Source organism: Candidatus Baltobacteraceae bacterium (assembly GCA_036488875.1).
Lineage (GTDB): Bacteria > Vulcanimicrobiota > Vulcanimicrobiia > Vulcanimicrobiales > Vulcanimicrobiaceae > JAFAHZ01.
In genome coordinates this window covers 75,506-93,840 of the sequence record DASXGW010000012.1, presented here as the reverse complement: position 1 = coordinate 93,840, position 18,335 = coordinate 75,506, and the positions used below count along the sequence as shown (strand labels likewise).

At 63.2% G+C, this 18,335-nt stretch carries 23 protein-coding genes; 14 read left to right on the top strand and 9 right to left on the bottom strand.

The window, feature by feature from the left end; genetic code table 11:
* Positions 1 to 13 precede the first annotated feature (13 nt).
* The 6 genes from lgt to VGG89_13410 are packed head-to-tail and all read left to right on the top strand — an operon-like array spanning position 14 to position 4,536.
* A complete protein-coding gene (gene lgt / locus VGG89_13435) occupies positions 14 to 862 on the top strand; it encodes a prolipoprotein diacylglyceryl transferase (protein HEY1977552.1) in 849 nt (282 codons plus the stop codon).
* Complete coding sequence (locus VGG89_13430) at positions 859 to 1,512, top strand: YggS family pyridoxal phosphate-dependent enzyme (GenBank protein HEY1977551.1); 654 nt, start codon at positions 859 to 861, stop codon at positions 1,510 to 1,512. The genes lgt and VGG89_13430 overlap by 4 nt, the downstream gene beginning before the upstream one ends.
* Complete coding sequence (gene sepF / locus VGG89_13425; GenBank protein ID HEY1977550.1) at positions 1,513 to 1,938, top strand: cell division protein SepF; 426 nt, start codon at positions 1,513 to 1,515, stop codon at positions 1,936 to 1,938.
* Positions 1,938 to 2,465: a DivIVA domain-containing protein gene (locus VGG89_13420; GenBank protein ID HEY1977549.1), complete on the top strand. Its 528-nt coding sequence runs from the start codon at positions 1,938 to 1,940 to the stop codon at positions 2,463 to 2,465. Before sepF ends, VGG89_13420 begins: the two co-directional genes overlap by 1 nt.
* Positions 2,462 to 3,535, top strand: coding sequence for a 3-isopropylmalate dehydrogenase (gene leuB, locus VGG89_13415; protein ID HEY1977548.1), 1,074 nt, complete (start codon positions 2,462 to 2,464; stop codon positions 3,533 to 3,535). The genes VGG89_13420 and leuB overlap by 4 nt, the downstream gene beginning before the upstream one ends.
* The gene (locus VGG89_13410) at positions 3,532 to 4,536 is read left to right on the top strand and encodes a ketoacyl-ACP synthase III (protein ID HEY1977547.1); all 1,005 of its coding nucleotides are present in this window, start codon (positions 3,532 to 3,534) and stop codon (positions 4,534 to 4,536) included. The genes leuB and VGG89_13410 overlap by 4 nt, the downstream gene beginning before the upstream one ends.
* 98 nt (positions 4,537 to 4,634) lie before the next feature.
* Here VGG89_13410 and VGG89_13405 read toward each other — a convergent pair whose 3' ends face one another.
* Complete coding sequence (locus VGG89_13405) at positions 4,635 to 4,988, bottom strand: hypothetical protein (protein HEY1977546.1); 354 nt, start codon at positions 4,986 to 4,988, stop codon at positions 4,635 to 4,637.
* A 53-nt stretch (positions 4,989 to 5,041) separates the two neighbouring features.
* Here VGG89_13405 and VGG89_13400 point away from each other — a divergent pair, with 53 nt between their 5' ends.
* Positions 5,042 to 5,557, top strand: a complete 516-nt coding sequence (locus VGG89_13400) for a flagellar basal body rod C-terminal domain-containing protein (protein HEY1977545.1) — start codon at positions 5,042 to 5,044, stop codon at positions 5,555 to 5,557.
* A 9-nt stretch (positions 5,558 to 5,566) separates the two neighbouring features.
* Complete coding sequence (locus tag VGG89_13395) at positions 5,567 to 6,292, top strand: flagellar hook-basal body protein (protein ID HEY1977544.1); 726 nt, start codon at positions 5,567 to 5,569, stop codon at positions 6,290 to 6,292.
* Here the strand turns inward: VGG89_13395 and VGG89_13390 are convergent.
* A complete protein-coding gene (locus VGG89_13390) occupies positions 6,289 to 6,516 on the bottom strand; it encodes a hypothetical protein (protein HEY1977543.1) in 228 nt (75 codons plus the stop codon). The genes VGG89_13395 and VGG89_13390 overlap by 4 nt on opposite strands.
* Before the next feature lie 93 nt (positions 6,517 to 6,609).
* Between VGG89_13390 and VGG89_13385 the strand changes: the two genes are divergently transcribed.
* The 3 genes from VGG89_13385 to VGG89_13375 are packed head-to-tail and all read left to right on the top strand — an operon-like array spanning position 6,610 to position 7,749.
* Positions 6,610 to 6,792 (top strand): hypothetical protein, encoded by a 183-nt coding sequence (locus tag VGG89_13385; protein ID HEY1977542.1) that lies wholly within the window; start codon positions 6,610 to 6,612, stop codon positions 6,790 to 6,792.
* Positions 6,789 to 7,457, top strand: a complete 669-nt coding sequence (locus VGG89_13380; protein ID HEY1977541.1) for a sigma-70 family RNA polymerase sigma factor — start codon at positions 6,789 to 6,791, stop codon at positions 7,455 to 7,457. Before VGG89_13385 ends, VGG89_13380 begins: the two co-directional genes overlap by 4 nt.
* Complete coding sequence (locus VGG89_13375) at positions 7,441 to 7,749, top strand: hypothetical protein (GenBank protein ID HEY1977540.1); 309 nt, start codon at positions 7,441 to 7,443, stop codon at positions 7,747 to 7,749. The genes VGG89_13380 and VGG89_13375 overlap by 17 nt, the downstream gene beginning before the upstream one ends.
* Positions 7,750 to 7,897: 148 nt before the next feature.
* Here VGG89_13375 and gpmI read toward each other — a convergent pair whose 3' ends face one another.
* Genes gpmI through VGG89_13345 form a run of 6 tightly spaced genes read right to left on the bottom strand, consistent with a single transcriptional unit; the run spans position 7,898 to position 13,584 of the window.
* Entirely contained in the window at positions 7,898 to 9,445 is a 1,548-nt protein-coding gene (gene gpmI / locus VGG89_13370) for a 2,3-bisphosphoglycerate-independent phosphoglycerate mutase (protein HEY1977539.1), read from the bottom strand.
* Positions 9,442 to 10,185, bottom strand: a complete 744-nt coding sequence (gene tpiA, locus VGG89_13365) for a triose-phosphate isomerase (GenBank protein HEY1977538.1) — start codon at positions 10,183 to 10,185, stop codon at positions 9,442 to 9,444. The genes gpmI and tpiA overlap by 4 nt, the downstream gene beginning before the upstream one ends.
* Positions 10,178 to 11,377, bottom strand: a complete 1,200-nt coding sequence (locus tag VGG89_13360; protein HEY1977537.1) for a phosphoglycerate kinase — start codon at positions 11,375 to 11,377, stop codon at positions 10,178 to 10,180. The genes tpiA and VGG89_13360 overlap by 8 nt, the downstream gene beginning before the upstream one ends.
* A gap of 7 nt (positions 11,378 to 11,384) precedes the next feature.
* Positions 11,385 to 12,398, bottom strand: coding sequence for a type I glyceraldehyde-3-phosphate dehydrogenase (gene gap, locus VGG89_13355; GenBank protein ID HEY1977536.1), 1,014 nt, complete (start codon positions 12,396 to 12,398; stop codon positions 11,385 to 11,387).
* A 35-nt stretch (positions 12,399 to 12,433) separates the two neighbouring features.
* Positions 12,434 to 13,309 (bottom strand): DNA-binding protein WhiA, encoded by an 876-nt coding sequence (gene whiA, locus VGG89_13350; protein HEY1977535.1) that lies wholly within the window; start codon positions 13,307 to 13,309, stop codon positions 12,434 to 12,436.
* On the bottom strand, positions 13,309 to 13,584 hold the full coding sequence (locus VGG89_13345) for an RNA-binding S4 domain-containing protein (GenBank protein HEY1977534.1): 276 nt from the start codon (positions 13,582 to 13,584) through the stop codon (positions 13,309 to 13,311). The genes whiA and VGG89_13345 overlap by 1 nt, the downstream gene beginning before the upstream one ends.
* A gap of 61 nt (positions 13,585 to 13,645) precedes the next feature.
* On the opposite strand from VGG89_13345, the gene VGG89_13340 reads away from it, so the two are divergent.
* The 3 genes from VGG89_13340 to VGG89_13330 all read left to right on the top strand — a co-directional run bounded on the left by VGG89_13340 (position 13,646) and on the right by VGG89_13330 (position 16,989).
* On the top strand, positions 13,646 to 14,980 hold the full coding sequence (locus tag VGG89_13340; GenBank protein HEY1977533.1) for a hypothetical protein: 1,335 nt from the start codon (positions 13,646 to 13,648) through the stop codon (positions 14,978 to 14,980).
* A gap of 69 nt (positions 14,981 to 15,049) precedes the next feature.
* Positions 15,050 to 15,568 (top strand): helix-turn-helix transcriptional regulator, encoded by a 519-nt coding sequence (locus VGG89_13335; GenBank protein HEY1977532.1) that lies wholly within the window; start codon positions 15,050 to 15,052, stop codon positions 15,566 to 15,568.
* Positions 15,569 to 15,570: 2 nt separating this feature from the next.
* Complete coding sequence (locus VGG89_13330) at positions 15,571 to 16,989, top strand: MATE family efflux transporter (protein ID HEY1977531.1); 1,419 nt, start codon at positions 15,571 to 15,573, stop codon at positions 16,987 to 16,989.
* Here the strand turns inward: VGG89_13330 and VGG89_13325 are convergent.
* The gene (locus tag VGG89_13325; protein HEY1977530.1) at positions 16,981 to 18,327 is read right to left on the bottom strand and encodes an alkaline phosphatase family protein; all 1,347 of its coding nucleotides are present in this window, start codon (positions 18,325 to 18,327) and stop codon (positions 16,981 to 16,983) included. The genes VGG89_13330 and VGG89_13325 overlap by 9 nt on opposite strands.
* Positions 18,328 to 18,335: the final 8 nt, after the last annotated feature.

The window sequence follows — 18,335 nt, the reverse complement described above, 5'->3', positions numbered from 1 at the left end:
AAGTGGATTTTTGATGCAACATTGGTTCACCTATCCGACGAATATCGACCCCGTAGCCATCCACCTGGGGCCCATCCAGATCCATTGGTACGGAATCGCCTATCTGGTTGCGTTCGCCCTCGTCTACCTGTGGCTGAGCCGCCCGGCGGGGCGGGCTAGGCTGGGTTTGACCAGGGAACAGATACAGGACTTCCTTTTTTATGCGCTGATCGGCGTTTTGGTCGGCGGCCGCACCTTTTTCGTCATCAACGACATCATCAGCAAGCACGACCTTTCGTTTTATACGTCAAACCCCGTTAATTTCGTCGCCGTCTGGAACGGAGGCATGGCGTTTCACGGCGGTCTGGTGGGCGTGATCGTGGCGATCGCCTTATTCGTGCGAAAACACAAGGGTTTGCGCTATACCGTTTTGGGCGACGAAGTCGTCGTGACGCTTTCGATCGGCATCGCGCTCGTTCGCATCGTCAACTTCATCAACGACGAGCTGTGGGGCGACGTCTGCAATCCCGACCATCCGTGGTGCATGGTTCCCAAAGACACGACGGTTTGGCAGGGCTACTATCGTCACCCGGCCCAAATTTACGAGGCGATCCTCGATATTCTCACGTTCCCGATCGTGCTGCTGGTCTACCGGCTCAAACCCAAGGACGGCGTGGTTGCGTGGACGTGGTTTACGCTCTACGGCATCACGCGCACGATCGCCGAAATTTGGCGCCAGGCCGATTTTACGTGGATGGGATTGACCGGAGGTCAGCTCTACGCGCTTCCGATGATCGTTATCGGCGTCATCGGCATCGCGTTCTGCATGCGCCGTCCAGGACCGCGCACCGACGTCGCGCCGTCTTCTACACCGGCGGTGTGATCGCGGATCGTTACCAATCGCTCGTTCGTGAGGTCGATGAGGAGCTCGTGAAGTACGGCCGCTCGCGCGGGAGCGTGACGGTCGTCGGCGTGAGCAAGCGCCAGCCGCTCGAGCGTGTCGCGGCGGCGATCGCCGCCGGCCTGACGGACATCGGCGAAAACTATCTCCAGGAGGCGCAGGCCAAGTTCGCCTCGCTTGCGCCGGTGAGGAAGCACTTCATCGGCCACCTGCAGACCAACAAGGCCAAAGCCGTGGCGCAGCTCTTCGACGTCGTTCAAAGCGTCGATCGCATCGAGGCCGGCGAGGCTCTGGCGCGGGCCGCTCGCGCCTTGGGGAAGACATTGCCCGTGCTGCTGCAAGTCAACGTCTCGCCGTCGGAGCGCTTCGGCTGTCCGCCCGCCCAGGCGCCGCAGCTCGCCGAGGGGCTGCGTGCCTTGGAAGGCCTCCGCTTGGACGGCGTCATGGCGATCGGCCCGTTCACCTCAAGCGCGGATGAGATATCGCGTGGCTTCGAGCTGGCAGCCAAGACGTTTGCCCTGGTTGGTGGAAGTACGCTGTCCATCGGCATGTCGGGCGACTGGCCGCAGGCCGTGCGCGCAGGGTCGACGATGATTCGCATCGGGACCGCATTGTTCGGTGGGAGGCATTAGGTGAGCGTGTTCAGCAAGATCGGGTCGTTCTTCTCGATCCGTGATGACGAGGAAGAACTCTACGACGACGACCCCGTGCCGGCCGGCGGCCGCGTCGTTCCGCTCGCGCATCCGCGCCGGGGCGGCACCGAAGTCAGCGTCTATTCGCCGCGTACGTATCAAGACGTCGTCGAAATCGCCGATTCGCTGCGCAACCGTCAAGTCGTCATCATCAATCTGCAAAACGCCGACCGGACGCTGCTGCAGCGCGTGGTGGATTTTACGTCGGGCGTCGCCTACACCATCGACGGAAAAATTCAAAAACTCGCGGAGGCCATCTACCTGGTGGTCCCGGCCGGAGTAGTCGTCAACGCCGCCGGATTGCGCGACTCGATGTTGGGTAACGACACCACGTTAGACTTCATGTCTACGAGGGGCACCATTTAGTGGAAAAGATTACGCCGATCGACATCCAGCACAAGCAGTTCAAAAAAGCGCTGCAAGGCTACGACCGCGCGGAGGTCGACGGGTTTCTCGACGAGGTCATCGAGACGCTCGAAGACGAGGCGCAGCACCGCGCGGCGCTCGAAGCGGATATTGCCGATCTCAAAGAGCGCATCAGCCATTTCAAAGCGATGGAAGAGTCGCTGCAGAACACGCTCGTACTGGCCCAGCGCACCGCCGATGAGGTTAAAGCCTCGGCGCACAAGGAAGCCGATCTGATCAAAGAGCAAGCGCGGCTTGCCGCCGAGCGCGAGCTGGCCAACTATAACGACGCGACCTCCGACGCTCGCCGCGAGCACCAACGCGCCGTCGAGGCCGCCGAGAAGGCGCGCAGCGAGCTGCGCAGCCTGCTGATGACGCACCTCGCGCTGCTGGAAAAAGCCACGATCGAGCCGCCGGCGCCGTCGAGCGGCAACGCCGTCAACGGCGGTACGCCCAGCACCGACACCACGCGAATCAACGTGGTTTGAGCGACACCGTCGCATTGTTGCCCGGCGACGGCGTCGGGCCGGAGGTCATGCGCGTCGCCGCGTCGGTGCTGTCGCACGTGCGTCCCGACGTCGAGTGCGTCGAAGCCCCAGTCGGCGGAGCGGCGTTATCGCGCGGACTACCGGCATTACCCGACGAGACGCGCGCGCTCTGCGATCGCAGCGACGCGATCCTCTTCGGCAGCGTCGGACTTCCACAATACGAAGGCAAGCCGCTCGAACAACGGCCCGAGTACGCGCTCTTCGTGCTGCGCAGAGATTACGAGCTCTACGCCAACATTCGTCCCGTGCGCGTCTTCGCCGGTCTCGAAGACGCGTCGTCGCTGCGGCCGGAGCTCGTTACCGGACTCGATCTCATCGTCGTGCGCGAGTTGACCGGCGGCATCTATTACGGCCGTCCTAAGGAACAGCGCACCACGGACGGCGTCGAGGAGGCGGTCGACACGATGATCTATCGCGCGCCCGAGATCGAGCGCATCGCCCACATTGGATTCGAGCTGGCGCGCGGCCGGCGCAAACGGCTGACGTCGGTCGACAAGCAAAACATTCTCGAAACGTCGCGCCTGTGGCGCCGGGTCGTCGAGCGGGTCGCTAAGGAGTATCCCGACGTGGTGCTGGATCATTTGCTCGTCGATAACGCGGCGATGCAACTGGTGCGCCGGCCCGGCGACTTCGACGTGATCGTCACCGAGAACATGTTCGGCGACATTCTCTCGGACGAGGCGGCCATTCTCACGGGTTCGATCGGAACGCTTCCCAGTGCGAGCTTGGGAACGAAAGGAAGGCCGGGGCGTCAGTTCGGTTTGTACGAGCCGATCGCCGGGAGCGCGCCCGACATCGCGGGTAAAGGCGTCGCCAATCCGACCGCGGCGATTCTTTCAGCCGCCATGCTGTTGCGGTACAGCCTCGACGACGACGCGGCCGCGACGCGAATCGAGCGTGCGGTGGAAGCCGCATACCGCAACGGAGCCCGAACCGCCGAACTCGCGCGCAACGGCACCGCGCCGTTATCGACGCACGCGTTCGCCGGCGCGGTGGCGGCACAGCTATGACGACCGATACGCGGCAACGGGTCGTTAGCGCGCCGGCGCGAATCGCGGGGCTGGGCATGTACGCGCCGCCGCGCGTGCTGACCAATGCCGACTTCGAGCGCATGGTCGACACCACCGACGAGTGGATCGTCAAGCGTACGGGCATCCGGCGTCGCCACGTCGTGAGCGAAGGCCAGTATACGAGCGACTTGGCAATCGCGGCCGTCGACGATCTCTTGGCGCATCATCCCGACGTGAACATCGAAACGATCGACTACATCGTCGTCGGCTCCACCACCCGAGATTACGAGTATCCGAGCCTGTCGGCGATGCTTCAGGCGCACTACAAGTTGCCGCTGACGGTCGGAGCGTTCGACATCAGCACGGCGTGTGCGGCCTTTGCGTACGGTCTGAACCTCGGTGCCGGATTGATCGGCACGGGCCAGGCCAATCGCGTCTTGATCGTCACGGCCGACGCGCTGACGCGCTCGGTCGACTACACCGATCGCTCGACGTGCGTTCTTTTCGGCGACGGCGCGGGCGCCGCGTTGCTCGAGTACAGCCGCCACCCGGCCATCTTCGGTATGGATGCCGGCGCCGACGGCAACGGGGGCAAGTTTCTCTATCGCACCGCGATGCGCACGGAAATCAACGGTATCGAAGACCCGTCGCGACTCTTACGCCAAGAAGGCCAGGCGGTTTATCGCTGGGTGATGGAAAACGTGCCCGAATTTACGTATCGCGTCGTCGCGCGTGCCGGCTTGGCGCTCGAAGATATCGATTGGTTCGTGCCGCACAGCGCCAACTTGCGCATGATCGAAGCGCTTTGCAAACGCTTGCCGTTTCCGATCGAGCGCACGTTGCTTTCGGTGGAAGAGTACGGCAACACGTCGGCGGTGAGCATTCCCCTCGCGCTCGTTCCGGCGGTACGCGACGGCCGGGTGCAGCCGGGGCAGCGTATCCTGCTCATGGGCTTCGGCGGCGGCTTAGTCACCGCCGGCAGCGTCCTTGTTTGGACTTAAGAGGTCCTGATCTATCCCAGCTCTTCGTCGCTACGGTCCTCGTGTACCGTAGTACACTTCGGCCCTAGGCTCCTCGATCTGGAATACATCAGAACCTCTTAAAGTTTGGCTTGATTGGTCCAGATCGTGCGGCCGATAAAATCCATGAGCTTTAAGTGGATCGTTGCGTGTTGGCCGGGGTGAGCTTGTTGCCACGCCTTGCGCCACGTCGCGGAGATGACCTTTTCCATCGCGTCCTGATCGTCGTCACCCATCCCGTTATAGTTCTGTAGGTCGAGGCTGACGATCAGCGTCTCGTTGGGCTTGAAATCGAAGCCCATCACGACGTCTTGATACTTCTGCTTGAGGGGCGTCAAGGTCGCCAGCTCCTGGTTTTGCGCGGCTTCCTGCGGCGAAGGCGAAGAACACGACGCCAGCAGCACGATTGCCGCCGCGGCAATAAAGCGAGACATTCCGAACATATACCGGCATCGTTTCGGTCACTCACGCTCGATACCATGCGTCCATGGACGGCATCGCATGGGCGGGCAGCGCGATGGAGGCGGCGCAGTCGCGACTCGACATTGCAACCGGGAATCTCGCCAACGTCTCCACCGGCGGCTTCGAGCCGCTCGTCGCGCGCGGTGCGCTGACCAAAAACGGGGTATCGATCGTCGTCGAGCGCGGCGAACGGCACGGGGCGCTGCGGCCGACCGGCCGCGACCTCGATTTGGCTATTGCCGGCGACGGTGCGTTTATCGTTCGCGATCGAAACGGAAAGCTTTGGCGCACGCGTGACGGCGCGTTCGTGCGCAATCGCGACGGCTCGCTGAGCGATCCATTGGGCCGCACGCTCGTGCGAACCGATGTATCGCGCGGCAGCGCCGTTCGCCACGGCTTCCTGGAAACGTCGGGCGCCGACGCGATCGCGGAGATGATCGACGTCCTGTGGGCGCAGCGCTCGTTCGAAAGCGCCCAAAAGGCAGTTTCAGCTATCGACGGTGCTCGTCAGCGCGCGGCCGACGCCGCGCGGCTGAAGTAGGCGCTCGGGATGGATCGCGCGCTCTTCATCGCGGCGGGCGGCATGGCCGCGCAACAGCAGAATCTCGACACCATTGCCGCCAATCTCGCTAACGCCGACGTTGCGGGATTCAAAGGATCGGTGCGCCGGTTCGCCGAGCTCGACGCGCCCGGCGAGTCGCTCGGTACCATTGCGCTGGGCGAACGCGTGCTGCTTACGCAGGGAAAACTCACTAAAGGCGGCGGCCCGTGCGATCTGGCGATCGACGGTCCGGGATTTTTTGCCGTCGACGACCCGCGCGGCGGCATCGCGTACGTGCGTGGCGGCGCGTTCGCTCGCAGCGCCGACGGCGGCCTGCGCGACGAACGCGGTTTGCGTCTGCACGGCATCACCGTGCCGAGCGACGTCCTGTCGATGACGATCGCGGAAAACGGCAGCGTTCGTGCGACGTTTGCCGGCGGCACGCGCACGATCGGCAGGCTCCAACTCTACGAGTTTCCCGCACCCGACCGTTTACGCGCGGTTGGCGGAACGCTCTTCCAGCGTACGCACGAATCCGGCGCACCGCACGCGATCGAGTCGGGTCGCACGAGCGGTCCCACGATTCGCTTCGGGATGCTCGAGCAGTCCAACGTCTCGATCGTCGACGCGATGATGCAAATTCTTACCGCGCAGCGCGCGTACGAAGCCAACGCCAAGGGCGTACAGGCCGCCGACGAACTGTTGCGGATCGCGAATAATTTGCAGCGAAGTTAGCGGGAGTCGCGGGCGCCGTCATCATCCGCGACGACACGCCGGATGCAAAGTATCGCATTGCCGACGATTTCTTCCCCGCCCTCGTCGATCTGACGGTTGAGGGGCAAGGAACGCTGACGTACAACCGAATCGTTTCGGCAGACGGCCGCTGGTTGGGATATCGCTTGAAGATTTTTAAGCAAGGCATCTACGGCCAGATGTTCTTCAACACGCGCATATCGCATTACGCATCCAGGCTCGACGAGGTCATGGCGTCGCCGGCTTAGCTTACGCCGGCTCGTACTGCGGTCGCTAATCGGTAACGCACGGGCGACAATTTGGCAATAGCCGCGACGTACTATCGCGGCATGAACTTTTCCGCACAAGTCATCGTTCCGGCGGAGGCGATGCTGCTCGAGCCGGTGCTCGCGCCGCTCTTCGCCGGGTGCGATGCGATCGGACAAGTCGAAGCCGGCGAGTTCGCCCTCCAACTCGCAAAGCAGCTGCAGGTGCGGCCGTGAACGATCGCGAGGCGACGATCGCGTCGTATTTGCCGCTGGTTCGCAAGATCGCACGTCGGATCAAACGTCTGGTTCCCGGTCTCGATCTCGACGACTTGGTCGGCGACGGCAGCGTCGGCTTGATTCGCGCGATCGATACGTTCGATCCGCAGCGCGGGCCGTTGTTACGGCAATACGCGCGCCGCTTGATCGTCGGCGCGATGCTCAACGGGATCCGCCGCATGGATCCGGTTTCCGAACGCGCGCGGCGCACCGCGCGCGATGGTGAGAATCAGCGCTACGCAATCGCGGTGGAACGGGGCGAGCTTCCATCGATGGCCGAGATGAACCGGCGGACGCCGGGCTTCGAACGCGCGGTCGCTGCAACGCGGTGGGGACAACCGCTCTCCCTCGACGCGCCGTTGCCCGAAGGCGAGAGCGTGACCACGAACTGGCACGGGGATCCTGCGCGCGTCGTGGAGTCGCGTCACGATCGGGCCGCGCTGCAGCAGCTGATCGGAACGCTGCCGCCGCGACAGCGGCGCGTCGTGACGTCGCACTATTTCGGAGGCCGATCGCTGCGCGCGATCGGCGCGCAGCTCGCAGTCTCGCCGCAGCGCGTATCGCAGCTGCATCTTACCGCCATTGCCGCCTTGAGGGAGCGCGCGCGTGCTGCGCAGCGTTGAAGCGGACGAGCGTGCAAGCGCGCTCGGTGCGGCTACCGTAACGCGCGCTTCCGAACCGGCGGTTACCGCGCTGGCCGAGGCGAACCTGGATGACAACCAGCTGCCCAACGATCATCCGCGGTGGGTGCGCGACGCCGTCGCGATCTCACGTGCGGCGCGCGACCTCGTCGCGCGGCTCAGACCGATCGTCATCGGGGTGCTGACGATCTGGGATCACGGCGTGCGCTGCATCGCCATAGGCGGCCGCCGCGTCGGCGTCGACGCGAGCGGCAGCTACAGAATCGAGTCTTAGCGCAGGTGCGCTGCGACCGCTGCGGCGACCGTCGCCGCGCCGATGAACACGAAGTAGATCAGAGCGGACGCGATCTGGATTTCTTCGGTGCGTTTCATTCCGCCATTGTGGCGGCTTAGGCTGGTAGGCGGCTGGATCGCGGCTGAGGCTAGGATGAGAAAAGCTCTCTACCGGTCATCGCTTTGGGTACGGCAAGGCCCATGATCTCGAGCAGCGTGGGCGCGAGGTCGCCGAGCTTTCCGCCGGACTCTAGCGTGCCGTGCAGACCCTTTGCGATCAGGAGAAACGGAACGGGGTTGGTCGTATGAGCGGTGAGCGGATTGCCGTCGGCGTCGATCTTCTCTTCGGCGTTGCCGTGATCGGCGGTGATGGCGAGCAGGCCGCCCGCGGCGAGCGTCGATTCGGCCAATCGTTCCAGGCACGCGTCGAGCACCTCGACGCCTTCGATCGTCGGCTGCCACTTGCCGGTGTGTCCGATCATGTCGGCGTTGGCGTAGTTCATCACGATGACGTCGTAGGTACCGGCCTTGATTGCGTCGACGGCGAAATCGGTAATCTCGCGTGCGCGCATCGCCGGCGCGAGATCGTAAGTCGCGACGCTGCGATCCGACGCAATGAGCTTGCGGTCTTCGCCCGGCAGCTGCTCCTCGCGTCCGCCGTTGAAGAAGTACGTCACGTGCGCGTACTTTTCGGTTTCGGCCAGCCGCAGCTGGCGTAGTCCCGCTTTCGAGACGACGTCGCCGAACGTGTCGTGCTGCGGGCGCGGACCGAACAACACCGGATTGGTGTAGTTCTCGTCGTACTTCGTCATCGTCGCGAAGAGGAGCTTGTCGTAGCGCTTCGGCGCGAACTCGTGGAAGTCGCCGTGAAAATAGATCGTCGTTCCCGCATCGAACGCGGTCGTCAGCTGGCGCGCGCGGTCGGGCCGGAAGTTGAAGAAGATGCATGCGTCGCCGTCTTCGACCGGGCGAGCGTCGCCGACGGTCGTGGGCTGCACGAACTCGTCGTCCTCCTTGCGACCGTATCCCATGTTCACCGCATCGGCCGCAGTGCCGGCGTGGAAGCCGCTCTTGCCCGTCGTCAACATCGCGTACGCGCGTTCGGTACGATCCCAGCGCTTGTCGCGATCCATCGCGTAAAAGCGGCCGCACACGTCGGCAATCGACCCTTGCCGGCCGACGGCCGCGAGCTTTTTCTCCAGCCGATCGACGTACGTTAGCGCGGAGCGCGGCGGCGTGTCGCGGCCGTCGAGAAAGCAGTGGACCACGAGGGGCACGTCCGCGGCGACCGCGGCGTCGACGAGCGCGAAGAGATGCTCGATCGAGCTGTGCACCTGACCGTCCGAGAGCAGTCCCATGAGGTGAAGCTTGCCGCCGTTGGCTTTGGCGTGCGCGATCGCGTCTTGCAGCGTCGTGTTCTTCGCGAAAGCGCCCGATGCGATGTCGTCGTCGATGATGACGACGCCTTGCGGCACGACGCGGCCGCTGCCGATGTTGAGATGGCCGACCTCGCTGTTGCCCATGATGCCCTTGGGCAGTCCAACCTCTTCGCCCGAAGCGTCGAGCATCGTCCAGGGATACTTGTTGAAGAACGCGTGCCAGTGCGGCAGGTCCGCGGCTGCGATGGCGTTCCCGTGCGTCTTGTCACTGCAGCCCCAACCGTCGAGCACGCACAGCACGACGGGCCGGAACTTCATACTGCGGCGTTCTCGACGAGCGCGGCGAAGCCGTTGGGATCGAGCGACGCACCGCCGACCAATCCGCCGTTGACGTTCGGTCGCTCCATGTACGACGCGACGTTTTCGGGTTTCATGCTGCCGCCGTAGAGAATCGGCGTATCCTCTAACCCCGAAACGCAATCGCGAATGACGGTCATGACGCGATTGGCCTCCCCGGGATCGCAGTTCTTTCCGGTGCCGATCGCCCAGATCGGTTCGTATGCGAGCACGACTCGGTCGAGCAGGTTGCGAGCGATGCCGTCGAAGGCCTCGCGCGTTTGCGCGATGACGCGGTCGTCGGTCTGTCCGGCGTTGCGCTCGTCGGCGGTCTCGCCGACGGCGACGATGGGCGTAATGCCCTGGGCGAGTGCGGTGGAAACCTTGAGGTTGACGCTTCGGTCGGACTCGTTGCAGTACGCGCGGCGCTCCGAGTGGCCCACGATGACGTAGCTGACGCCGAACTCCAGCAGCATCGTCGCGCTGACCTCACCGGTGAACGGCCCCTGCAGCTCCCAATGCATCGTTTGCGCGCCGAGTTTGATGTTGGTGCCCGACAAGCGCGTCGCGACGGCGGGAATCGCCGTAAACGGCGGCGCGATCACCACTTCGACCGCCGGCGGCAGCGAAGCCGCGCGCGCGAGGAACGCATCGAGGAACGCGCCGGCTTCCTGCGCCGTCTTGTGCATCTTCCAGTTGGCGGCGACGATCGTTCTAGGCACGCGGTTGTGCAGATTCCAACGCGGCGACGCCGGGAAGCGTGTGCCCTTCTAAGTATTCCAGAGTAGCGCCGCCGCCGGTCGAGACGTGCGTCATTTTATCGGCAAAGCCGAGGATGTGCGCCGCTGCCGCCGCGTCGCCGCCGCCGACGACGCTGACCGCGCCGTTTTGCGTCGCGCGCGCGATCGCGTCGCCCACGACCGCCGTTCCGGCGCGATACGCGGGTTTCTCGTACACACCCATCGGCCCGTTGAAGACGACCGTCTTGGCCTGTTCGATGGCTTTGGCGTACGCTTTTGCCGTCTCGGGGCCGATGTCGAGGATCATGTCGCCGGCGCCGACCTTGTTGATCGACACGACGTGAGCTTGGTCGTCGGCGTCGAAGGCCGGTGCGACGACGGCATCGATCGGCAGATGCAGGTCGACGTGGCGCTGCTTGGCGAGCGCGAGAATATCGTTGGCGGGCGTGAGGTCGTCGTCGCGCAGCGATTTGCCGACGTTGACGCCTTGAGCGGCCAGAAACGTATTGGCCATGCCCCCGCCGATGCAAAACGCGTCGACGCTCTCCATCAGCTTGCGAAAGAAGTCGATCTTGTCTTTGATCTTCGCGCCGCCGATGACGCAGACGAACGGCTTGGCGGGATGTTCGATCAAACGATGCAGCGCAGACAACTCCGCGAGCATCAGATCGCCCGCAGCGTGCGGCAGCAGGTGCGCGACGCCCTCGGTCGAGGCGTGCGCGCGATGCGCCGTTCCGAACGCGTCGTTGACGTACACGTCGCCCAGCTTCGCCAGCTGCGCGGCGAAGGCGGGATCGTTGCGCTCTTCCTCGGGATGAAAGCGCACGTTCTCGAGCAGAAGGACGTCGCCATCCTTGAGCTCCGACACGGCTTTTTCGGCTTCGGGACCCACGCAATCGCCGACGAATCCGACGCGAATGCCCAGCCGGTCGGCAAGCGCCTGCGCGACCGGACGCAGCGAGTACTTCGGATCGGGCTTACCGTTGGGCCGGCCGAGGTGGGACATCACGATCGTGCGCGCGTCGTGGTCGTGCAGCCAGCGCAACGTCTCGATAGCTGCGTCGACGCGAGTGTAGTCGGCAATCTCCGTGCCGTTCATGGGGACGTTGAGATCTTCCCGGACCAAGACGCGCTTGCCGGCAACGTCGAGATCCTCTACGAACGGAAACGCCACCCCTGCGCTACGCTCGGGCCGGGATTTTATCCAATACCATCGCGGTCAGATCCGCGAGCCGGCACGAATATCCCCACTCGTTGTCGTACCAGGCGGCGATCTGCACCATATCGCCGTTGGCGTTGTTGAGCTTGGAGTCGATGATCGAGCTGTGCGGATTGCGCTTGAAGTCGGCCGATACGAGCTCTTCCTCGGTGTACTGCACGTACTTCTGCAGCTCGCCGTCGGCCGCGCTGCGCAGAATCCGGTTGAGCTCGTCCTTGGTCGTGGCTTTTTTCGTCTGTGCGACGAGGTAGATCATCGAGACGGTCGGCGTCGGCACGCGCAGCGCGAAGCCGTCGAACGTTCCTTCGACTTCGGGGATCGTGAGAAACAACGCTTTGGCGGCGCCGGTCGACGTCGGTACGATGTTGGTTGCGGCGTTGCGCGCGCGGCGGATATCCTTGTGCGGCGCATCGAGGATGTTCTGGTCGTTGGTGTACGAGTGGATGGTCGTCATAAAACCCTTGACCCATCCTAAGTTGTCGACGATCGGCTTGACCGCGGTCGCCAGACAGTTGGTGGTGCACGACGCGTTCGAAATGACGTTGTGCTTGCTCGGATCGTACGACTTGTCGTTGACGCCGAGAACGAGCGTGATATCCTCACCTTTGGCCGGCGCCGAGATGATCACTTTCTTCGCGCCGCCGCCGTCGATGTGCGCGCGCGCTTTGACGGCGTCGGTGAACAGCCCGGTCGACTCGATCACGAGATCGACGCCGAGATCTTTCCAGGGAAGCTTGCCGGGATCGCGTTCGGCCAGCACTTTGACGCGTTTGCTGCCCAGTGCGATCGTGTCGCCGTCGGCGGAAACGGCGCCGTCGTAGATACCGTAGTTGCTATCGTACTTGAAGAGGTGGGCGCACTCGGCCGCGCTGGTCAGATCGTTGACGGCCGCGATGTCGACATGCGGATAGTGCTCCAGCAGCGCCTTAGTGAAATTTCTTCCAATGCGGCCGAAGCCGTTGATCCCGATGCGCATGTATAACTCCGTACTGGAAAGAGTAGCCCCGGCTTTTACCGGGCCCGATTATCCGGCCCCTTCCCGCCGCGCAGCCGCGCGGCCAGGCGGGTCAGCGCCCCCAGACGGCTGCCGACGGTGGGCTTGGCAATCGGTGGGTTGCATCGGCACCCCAGCTCCGCCAGCGACTCGTCGGGATAACCCAGACGCAGCTCGGCGATCTCGCGCAACGCCGGCGACAGGCGCGCTAAACCGTAGGCGTTTTCGATGAACGCGATCGTGCTGCGCTGAGCGGCGGCGGCGGCGGCGGTCCGCTCGAGGTTGGCGGCTTCGGTATTGACCAGCCGGTGAATGCGGTTTTTCGTTTCGCGCAGCGCACGCACGTCTTCCAGACGCAGAACGGCCGAGAACGCGCCGACGAGCGTGAGCACCTCGACGATCGCGTCGAAATCCTTGTAATAGACGACCGTGCGCCCTTTGCGCTGCGTCGTCTTGGGCGACGTGCCGGCGCTGCGCAGCATCCAGATCAACCGCGCCGCGAGCTCGTCGTTGGAAACGACGAACTCCAGATGATAGCCGTGCGCGCCGGCCGTCAGCGATCCGCAGGCGAGAAACGCCGCACGAATCTCGACCAAACGGTCGCACTTGTGCGGCGGTTTCGACGGAACGCCGCGCAGCCGCTCGGGCACGCCGATTGCAAAGGTGGGAAGGCGCTGCAGACGCGTCACGGCACGCGTTTCAATCGGATGCGACTTTCGGTCTTTGTCCAGCAGCGACCAGAACAGCCGTGCGACGGCGTTGCGATGCGTCACGAACTCGTGACGCCGTCCCGCGGTGCCGTACAGCGCAAGTCCCGCCAGCAGCGCTTGCCGGCAGTGTGCCGCTTCGGGAACGTCGCGCGCGAGCGCATCTTTCGTGTCGGCGGAAATCATTAGATCCAGTCGGCCGGGTCGTCTTTACGCGTGTCGAGCACCTCGTAAAGTTCGGCGGGCTTGACCGCAGGCGTTACGCGCAGCGGGACGTCGATCACGCGCACGGTGACGAACCGCGTCGCATAATGGATCTCCAGCACGTCGCCCGCTTTGACCTGATAACCGGGCTTGAGCGTCTTGCCGTCTTTGGTGATGCGTCCGTGCTCGAGCGCTTCGTGCGCTTCGCTGCGCCGCTTCGACAGGCGCGACACCTTCATGAACTTATCTAAGCGCACGATGATGGGCCATTCGACCCTCTTTAATGCGCATCCTTAGAAGGGTCGATATACTGCTGGTATGCGTTACCGTTCGGGGTTGACCTTCGGCGGCGTCGTCGTTTTCGCGACTGCCGCTTGGGTCGCCGGTTGTTCGGGTCCGAGCTCGCAGGTTCCGCAGATCGCGTCCCAAGCGCCCGCAATCGTCGTGAAGCCGGATATCAAGATCTCGCCGTCGTCGCTTGGCGTCGAGATGGGTAAGTCGACGAGCTTTACGGCGAAGCAGAAGAACTACCACGGCAAATTCCATAGCGTTGGTTCGCGACAACCGTGCAAAGGCGTTGCGACGTGGTCCCCCCATCGAGGATCGGGCCCAACGCTGCACGTTACGGTCAAGGGCGTCGCACCGGGTTACTGTGTCTTCGGATTAACGAACGCGATCGGAAAGAGCGTGGCATGGGCTCGCGTTACGGTGCAGCCGACGCCCTCGCCGTCGCCGACGCCGCCCAATGTGAAGCTTTACTCAATCCCAGTTAGTAGTGGCGGCGGCAACGACCCCATCGGTATTACCGTTGGTGCAGATAGGAATCTTTGGTTTACGATCTCGAGCGGCGCCATCGGACGCATCACGACGAGCGGCAAGATCTCTCTTTTTACGAAGGGCATTCCCGTTGCAAGCGGTCTTCAGGGCATTGCCGCCGGCGCGGACGGTAACGTGTGGTTCACCGGAAAATTTGGCGTCGGACGGATTACGACGTCCGGGGCGGTTACGCTCTTCAAATCTTCGTACCCCGGGTTCGCGCCTGCGGGTATCGCGAGCGTGCAGGGAGGCGCGCTGGCCGTTTCCGGGTGCGATTCCACGGACGGCTGCGGGGCCTACTCGGTTAGCACGACTGGCACGATCGCGTTCATCGGTCGCGCGGCATGCGACACGGGTTACCCATCGGGGCCATTCAGTATTGCCTCTGGTGCCGGCAACACGGTGTGGACCGGCGGCGGAAGTTGCGTAGCGGAGTTCGGTAGCTCGAGTGGTGCGTTTAACTTTCTTTACGGCGACGAAGAGGTCACGTCCGTGACGGAAGGCCCGGACGGTAACGAGTGGTTTGTGACGGGATCCGAACCCGAGGTCGGCAACGCCACTTCGAGCGGAACCATAACGCGGTACCCCACGGGCTTAACCGGTGCTGGAGAAAGTTGGATAACCGCGATCGCATCGGGCCCTGACGGCAATTTATGGTTCGCCGCGTCCGACAGCGAGCGCGGGGGTGTGTATCTTGGCCGCGCGACCACCACGGGCGTCGTTACGCTCTTCAACATGGGCAGCCACGGGCCCGACGGCTTGACCTTCGGTCCGGACGGCGGCATCTGGTTTACTACTCCGGGCGCAATCGCCCGAACGCCCCTGCCGCCCGCGTAGGCGGTCGTATTTATTGACATATTCCGATATATCGAATAGCATATCGATATATCGGGAGGATGTGGGTTCATGCATCACGGGTTTGCGTTCCGAATGGGCGACGTCGGCAGGCACTGGAAAGCCGGCCGAAAGCTGCGCCGGGGCATTCTGAAGTTCGTCATTCTCAAGTTTCTGGCTGAAAGCGAGCGGCACGGCTACGACCTGATGCGGCTGTTTGCCGAGAAGGGTTGGCGGCCGCCGCGTCCGGGTTCGATCTATCCGATTCTCAATGCGCTCGAGGAAGAGGGACTGGTTCGCAGTCGCGCCGAGGGCGAGCGCCGCATCTACGAGATCACCGAAAAAGGACGGCGTCATTTGGAAGAGCACACCGCCGGCGCGGGAAACTTCTTCGAACATCTTTTTGAGGACGATTCCGAAGAGAGCGAGGCCAAGGCTACGCCGAACTCGGCGCTGCGTGAAGCCGCGGAGCGGTTGATGCAGGCGATCGCGCAAATCGGGCCGTCGTCGAAACCGGAAACGATCGAAAAGGTTCAAGACGTGTTGAACAAAACGCGCAAAGAGATTTACACGCTGCTCGCACAGGAGTAATCATGAGTCAGGCCGAGACTGCGCCGCCGGCGGAGACGCCGCAGCAGGCGCGACGGCACGGCGTCAACGTTTTCGAGGAGGGGAAGCCGATGTGGCAGATCCTCCTCGTCTTTCTCGTCCCCTTGATGCTCAGCAACGCGCTGCAGTCCGCGTCGCAGACGTTCGCCAGCATTTGGATCGGGCGGCTGATTTCCACGCAGGCGCTCGGCGCGGTGTCGGCGGTCTTTCCGGTCGTTTTTTTGCTATTCTCGTTCGTCTTCGGCGTCAGCAGCGGCGGAACGGTCCTGGTGGGTCAGGCCTTCGGCGCGCGCGACATCCATAAAGTCAAGCGCATCGCGGGAACGGTACTCGGTGCGGCGCTCTATCTCGGCATCGTCGTCGCCGTCGTCGGATACTTCGGATCGGCGGCGATGCTCGCGTGGTTGCGCACGCCGTCCGACATCATCGGCATGGCCGACGCCTATGCGAAGGTCATCTTTTTGGTCATGCCCGCCTTCTTCGTCTATTTCGTTTACGCGACGATTTTGCGGGGAACCGGCGACTCCACGACGCCCTTCTACGCGCTGATCGTTTCCAGCGTTTTGGCGATTGCGATCACGCCGCTCTTCATCGTGGGCTGGTTCGGTCTGCCGAAGCTCGGCGTGGTCAGCGCCGCCGTCGCCGGTCTCATCGCCAACGTCGCGGCGTTGACCTGGATGATCTTCTACTTGCGGTGGCGGGACAATCCGTTGAAGATCGATCGCGAAACGATTTCCGATTTCGTCATCGACTGGAGCATCCTGTGGTCGGTGCTCAAGATCGGCGTGCCCACCGGCGTTCAGGTCATGATGGTCTCGCTGGCCGAGATCGCGGTCATCACGTTCGTCAACCATTTCGGTTCGAGCGCAACGGCGGCGTACGGCGCCGTCAACCAGATCGTCGGCTACGTCCAGTTTCCGGCCATCTCGATCGGCATCGCGGCTTCGATCTTCGGCGCGCAGTGCATCGGAGCCAAGCGCGAGGACAAGCTCGGCAGCGTGATCCGCTCGGCGGTGGGGCTCAACTACGTCGTCGGCGGCATCTTGATCGCGCTCTGTTACATTTTCGCATGGGTGATTCTCGGGTGGTTCATCACCGATTCGCACACCTTGCAGATCGCGCACGAGCTGCTGATGATTACCTTGTGGAGCTACGCCGTCTTCGGCAACAGCGCCGTGCTCAGCGGTACCATGCGCGGCAGCGGCGACGTCTTATGGCCGACCGTCATCGGCATCGCGGTCATTTGGGGTGTCGAAGTTCCGGTTGCGTGGATCCTCATGCAGAAGGTCGGACTCGACGGCGTCTGGATCGGTTATCCGGCCGCGTACTGCGTGAGCTTGCTATTACAGTTTTGCTACTACGAGTTCGTCTGGAAGCGCAAGACGCACGAGCGCCTAGTATGAGTCGACGATCGCTTCTTTGCCGCTAAACGGCGGGCGCTTCAGGAAATACTCGAGACGATATTTTGCGGAGATCGGCGCGAACTTGCGGGGCGCCTGCGTGAAGTCGAAGCAGTCGGCGATGCTCGTCGCGCGGCGGTCGTTATGTCCGAGCCGGCCCAAATGCCAGTTGTCCTCGGCGAACTTGAGAATGCTGGCAAACTCGTACTGCGTGTGCGAAACGTAGCCTCGCTTGGCGTACGGTGAAACCACGAGCATCGGGACACGAAACCCTAAACCGCCGTAGCCGAGCTGCGGCGGCGGCACGTGGTCGTACATGCCGCCCCAATCGTCCCATACGATGACGATCGCCGTCGAGTTCCAATACTTGCTCTTGCCGATCGCGTTGACGACCTGGGCGACCCACGATGGACCCGTGTCGGACTTATAACCGGGATGATCGGAATCTCCACCTTGCGGTATCACCCACGAGACAGCCGCGAGCCGGCCGCCGCTCAGATCGGAGAAGAGATTCGTGTTCGGCCAGGACACGTTGGTGGCCCACTCCGGCCCGTGCCGCACCGCGTCGATCGCGTCGAACGCATCCCAGATACGTCCGCCTTGCTGACGCGGATGGCTTGAGGGCGTGTAATACTTCCAGGACTGTCCCTTGGCGTCGAGGAGATCGCGCAAGGTCGCATACTTGTAGCACGGAAACGGACCGCCGAGGGGGATGTATTGGCCGAAGCGCTTGATCGCCGCGGTGTGCGTTCCGGCCGGCGCGTCGCATCCCCATGGAAGGCCGTTGGGCAGGTCGATGGCGCGCTCGTCGGGAGCAAACGCGGTATCGCCGGCAATTAAATCCTGATGCGCGGTAAAACTCGAGCTGCCTTGCGTCTGGAACATCCGGTCGCCGAGAACGTAGCGCCGCGCAATGGTCCAATACGGCGCAATCTGCGCGGGATCGACGTATTGGTACGGTGCGAGTCCTGAAGCACCCACAAGATTTGCCGAAAGATCGAAACCGTCCATTTTCTTGTGGTCGTAATCCCAACGGTAGCACTGATACGAATGGCATATGTCCTGTATCTGAATCAGACCGGACTTTTTGAGCGGATAGGTTGCGCCGCTGTGGACTCGACCGCTCGTGGTGCCGTCCGCACCCGGGAACGTCGCGAAGAAGTTATCGAAGCTACGGTTTTCCTGGACGACGATCACCAGATGCGCGATCTTTCCGGGACGCGCGGACGGCGCGCGAGCGGGAAGCCCGATCGGAAAAGCGCCCGAAGCAGAGATGCTCCCCGGCGATGGGGAGCACGCTGTTGCGATCGCGATGAAAAGCAGCAATACGCCACGCGGCACGTCGCGAT